At 62.3% G+C, this 2,963-nt stretch carries 2 protein-coding genes; one reads left to right on the forward strand and one right to left on the reverse strand.

All coding sequences use genetic code 11. The features are described from left to right. Positions 1-131: 131 nt before the first annotated feature. On the forward strand, positions 132-386 hold the full coding sequence (locus tag PLU72_20265) for a hypothetical protein (protein ID HOT30519.1): 255 nt from the start codon (positions 132-134) through the stop codon (positions 384-386). Between the two features lie 246 nt (positions 387-632). Here PLU72_20265 and PLU72_20270 read toward each other — a convergent pair. Then, a partial coding sequence (locus PLU72_20270; GenBank protein ID HOT30520.1) for a calcium-translocating P-type ATPase, PMCA-type occupies positions 633-2,963 on the reverse strand: 2,331 nt, incomplete at its 5' end.

Below are 2,963 nucleotides of genomic sequence, written 5' to 3' on the forward strand. Positions count from 1 at the left end.
TTCACCCAAATTCAACATCTACGTTAACACCCCCAACTGAACATACAAGACGAGTGGTATCGCGTGTTCGGGCGGGCTTCGGAAATGGGCGGGGGGAGCCGATAGATCTGGTGTAAACCAAGGAAATCGTCTTGCAGCAGGAGGTAATGAACGTGGTTCTTCCCGACACCCCTCTCTATCATTCGAAGACCGATGCCGAGTTCCGTATCCGAATGATCCAGGAGATCAAGGAGCAGTACAAGGATATTCTCGGGCCCAAGATCAAGCTTCTCGACCTTCCCAACGGCCTCGACCTGGTTCAGGAATGGGTCCGGAACCAGCTGTACGACGTCAGCGGCGGTCACGTCGACATGCGCCCCGCGGAGATCAGTCACATCGCGGCTTGAAGAAGTTTGAAGAGTGACGTTTGAAACAGGCCCGGGCAACATGCCCCGGGCCTGTTTTATTGTATTGAGACCTGGAGAATGCCCCCCGTTTGCCCTGAACCTGTCGAAGGGGGTACGTCTCTCGTGCTTTGACGGGCTCAGCACGAACGGGAACGCAACAGTGGCTTTTGTTATGCAGGAATCAATACATCACGGATACCCCGGGCAGATCGCGATCCGCCCCTACGATATATATGGCATATTATATTAGGCTGTGGTGCGGGCGGGGCGGGTGCGGTCGCGCCAACGGAGGAGTTCGCCGACGAGCAGGACGGGGGAGGTGGCAATCAGGATCATCACCCAGTCGCCGAACGAGAGCGGGACGGTGCGGAAGACCGAGCCGCCAAACTCGACAATGAGAATCTGGCCGATGAATATCGCAATCGCGATAACCACGAACCCGCGGTTGTTGTAGAGGCCTTTGAAGGCCGATTGGGACAAGCCGAGGCATCTTGCGTTGAACAGGTTCCAGAACTGGAGCATGATGAAGATCGTGAAAAACACCGTCAGTTCCCGAGGAGTGACGCCGTCGCTCTGAAGGAAAACCAGCAGCGAGAGCAGCAGAACGAGGAATGCGGCTCCGACGCCGAAAATGCGGCGGGCCATTCCCGGGGTGACGATGAAGTCGTCGGCGTGTCTCGGGGGGCGCTTCATGACGCTTCGATGCGGGGGCTCGGTCGCGAGGGCGAGCGCCGCGAAGGTATCCATGATCAAGTTCACCCAGAGCATCTGGATGACCGTCAGCGGAAGTTTCACGCCGATGAACGGCCCGAAGAAGGCGATACCGAGGGCGACGACGTTGATCGTCAACTGGAACAGGACGAAACGCTGGATATTGTCGTAGAGAGAGCGCCCCCACATGATCCCGTTCACGACGCTCGGGAACGAGTCATCGAGCAGGATGATGTCGCTGGCTTCCTTCGCGACGGCGGTGCCGGTCATTCCCATGGCGAGGCCGACGTTCGCGTGATTGAGGGCGGGCGCGTCGTTGGTCCCGTCCCCCGTCACGGCAACGACGTGGCCGTTCTTCTGGAGGAGTTTCACCGCGCGCATCTTGTCGGCGGGCTTGGCGCGTGACAGCACCAGCAGCCGCTCGACGGCGGCGGCGGCGCGTTGCTGATCAAGCGCGGCGAACTCGGCTCCGGTCATGTGGGCGCCGGGAGGAGGATCGCCGGCGAAGAGGCCGGTCTGGCGGGCGATTTCGAGAGCCGTGGCGGAGGTGTCGCCCGTGATGATCTTCACCTGGACACCCGCGTCGCGGCAGGCGTTCAGCGCGCCAGGCACTTCGGGTCGCACCGGGTCGGAGATCGAAACGAAGCCGAGCCAGATGAGGTCGGAGACCACCTTCATGAGCTTGTTCTCGAGCGTTTCCGGCAGTTCGTCGCGAACGGCGATGGCGATGGTGCGCATGCCGCGGGCCTGCTGCTCTCTGAGCCGTTCGAGAATCGGCGTGCGATATCGCGTAATGGACACGACGCCATGGTCGGTCAGCACGCGATCGCTTCGCTCGAGCAAAATCTCCGGGGCTCCCTTCACATACAGAACGGGCTTCTTGTCGAGGCCCGAGACGCCGTAGGTCGCCATGAACTTTCGCTCGGTCGAGAACGTCCACTGCTCGCGCAGTTCGAAGGTATTGCGCAAGGGAAGATACTCGCAGTCGTTCTCGGCGAGCCAGGCGAGGAGGGCCCCTTCGGTGGGATTGCCGATCGTCGCGGGCTTGTCGCCGCGGCTCAGGTCGAGATTCGCGGTGCTGTTGGCGGCGATGGCCTCGGCCAGCAGGCGCTCCTTCTTCGATTTGAAACCGCGCCGAACGGGTTTCCCGTCAGGGAGCCAGGGAGCGAAAAAGCCGCTCACCGTCATGCGGTTCTGGGTCAGGGTGCCCGTCTTGTCGCTGCAGATGACCGTCGCGGCGCCGATCGTTTCGCAGGCGTGCATGCGCCTGACGAGGTTGTTGGCGGCGGTCATGCGGCGCATGCTGTAGGCGAGGCTCAGGGTAACGCTCATCGCGAGCCCTTCGGGAACGGCCACGACCACGATCGTCACGGCGATCATGAAGAAATGCAGGAATTCCTCGACAGCCGCTCTCGGGAGCCAGGCTGCGGGGTTTTCCGGGATCAGGCCGAGCACGGCCGCAGATACGAGGCCGGCGAGAAACAGACCGAAGCCGGCCCCGAGGATTTTCAGCCACGCCGCAAGGCCGGTGCCGCGAAGCAGTTCCGGCGTTTCGAGCCGGCGGCCGGCGAGAACGCAAGCGTCGCCAAGAATCGGAAACCAGACCCGTGCGAGCGCCGTGATGACGCTCACGCCGAGGATCAGCGCGAACACCCACTGCTGCCAAGTCAGCGGGAGTTCACCGAGAAAGAAATCACGCCCGACGAGCGCGACGAAGGTCAGGGCGGCCACGCCGAAACCCACGACGCCGATGACCTTGCTCAGCCTCTCGAGCTGGCGGTGAAGCGGCGTTTCCTCGCCGCTCTCCTCCGCGGCCGCGCGGGCGGTCTGGCCGATCTCGGTGCCGTCGCCGACCGAGGTGACCTG

The organism is Candidatus Ozemobacteraceae bacterium (genome assembly GCA_035373905.1).
Taxonomy (GTDB): domain Bacteria; phylum Muiribacteriota; class Ozemobacteria; order Ozemobacterales; family Ozemobacteraceae; genus MWAR01.